1 protein-coding gene is annotated in these 1,517 nt (G+C 49.0%); it reads right to left on the reverse strand.

The features are described from left to right. Positions 1-2: 2 nt before the first annotated feature. Positions 3-1,361 (reverse strand): IS4 family transposase, encoded by a 1,359-nt coding sequence (locus tag FS806_RS25175; RefSeq protein ID WP_144942084.1) that lies wholly within the window; start codon positions 1,359-1,361, stop codon positions 3-5. Between the last annotated feature and the right edge of the window lie 156 nt (positions 1,362-1,517).

Below are 1,517 nucleotides of genomic sequence, written 5' to 3' on the forward strand. Positions count from 1 at the left end.
ACTCAACTTTCGCAGCTTAGATTGGCAAACAAACCCTTGATATAACTGGGTAAGGTGCTCATCCATTGCTGGACTTGACTCAAAACAGAAGACTTATCTCGCTTGCTCTTGGTTTTGGACATCTCCATGAAGAAAGCAATCAATTGTTGTAGGGCAGTTTTCAGGTCTAAATCCCGAATTTCATCGGAGAGCAGGAAAAACAGGCCGCCTAGAGAACGAGGGTCGTTTTCATTTCGTCGCTCCCATTCCATGACCAGATAACGTGAAAAGACGATGGTGGTGTGGCTGATGAGCATATCGAAGGAGCGGCCCTGAAACTCCGACCCGAGTTTCAGATACGATTTGGCAAACCTAAAGAAGGTCTCAATGCTCCAGCGAATGCCATAAATGCGAACGATCTCCGCATCGGTGATGGTGACGTCTGTACTTAGAATGGCCAACCAATCCCGTCTGCGATTCCGATTTTGAACAAAGACAAGCTTAATGAGCATCCCGCCATCAAGCTGTACAATGACCGATCCCAGAATCTCGGAAGATTTCGTTTTCGGTAGTCGTGCGTGCAGTTCACGCAGGGTCAGCCGCTCCGTCCCGAAACGGTAGCGCTGTTTCATGTCTTTGATCATTCCGATCACGTGAAGGCCGCGCCCCATCAGTTCTCGCAACAGGGGAGCTTGCGTAAACCAACTGTCCATCAAGACAAAGTCGGCACTGAACCCGGCTTTGAGCGCACGGTCAAGCAATCCGATGACAGCATCGGGTTTGCGTGTCATGGATTCGCAGCGGCGTTTGTATCCATGTGTACGCTTGAGCAGCCACTCCTTCATCTCACAGAGACGATTCGCGATCTTCGCAGAGCTAAGCATGACAAAGTCGATGGGAGCAAAGCTGAAACCATCCGACCAACCGAGCGTCAGCATCGTATATCCCCGAGCATAACGACCGGTTGTATGGTCGAACACGCGAGCAAGTAGTTCCGCTTTTTTGCTGCGATCCCGGCGCAGAACAGAGTCATCTACGATGAAGGCCCGAATGCGAGAAGCGGATGTGAGCGACTCAAAGTGCTGAACAATCTTGAGGCTGAGCATATGTAAAAACCGCCGCCACGCAAAGCGTGGGTGATTCAGGAAGCGATAGACAACATCTTTGCCAGGCAGGGATTGCCGGCGTTCACTGTCCAACAACCGAAACCAATTCCGCCCTTCAAATACAAGCGTAAAAATGAGTTGGAAGATTGCGAGACTGGAAAGGCCAAATGACTTAGAAATACCGGCTTTACGCAACAAGTTGCCAATTTGAAGAGCAGATAGAGCAGCAGAAATTCGTTGTTCCGCCTTTTCAGACGAAGCTTTGTGGTGTACCATAGAGTTACACACCTTTCGTTTGGGATGGTTGCTCGTCACTTCCATTCTACCAAATCTGAAAGGTGTTTTTCATTTGTCAACACCACCTGAAATATACCGTTAACTCCTTGTCATACTTGGCATCAGGCAAGAATTTCAGGTGCGAAAGTTGAGTTA

Origin of the sequence: Paenibacillus sp. 32O-W, from assembly GCF_007679495.1 — a bacterium.
Taxonomy (GTDB): domain Bacteria; phylum Bacillota; class Bacilli; order Paenibacillales; family NBRC-103111; genus Paenibacillus_L; species Paenibacillus_L residui.

Bases quoted from the DNA above. Each gene is read 5' to 3' on its own strand.
- FS806_RS25175 (WP_144942084.1), bottom strand. From the start codon at position 1,361: ATGGTACACCACAAAGCTTCGTCTGAAAAGGCGGAACAACGAATTTCT.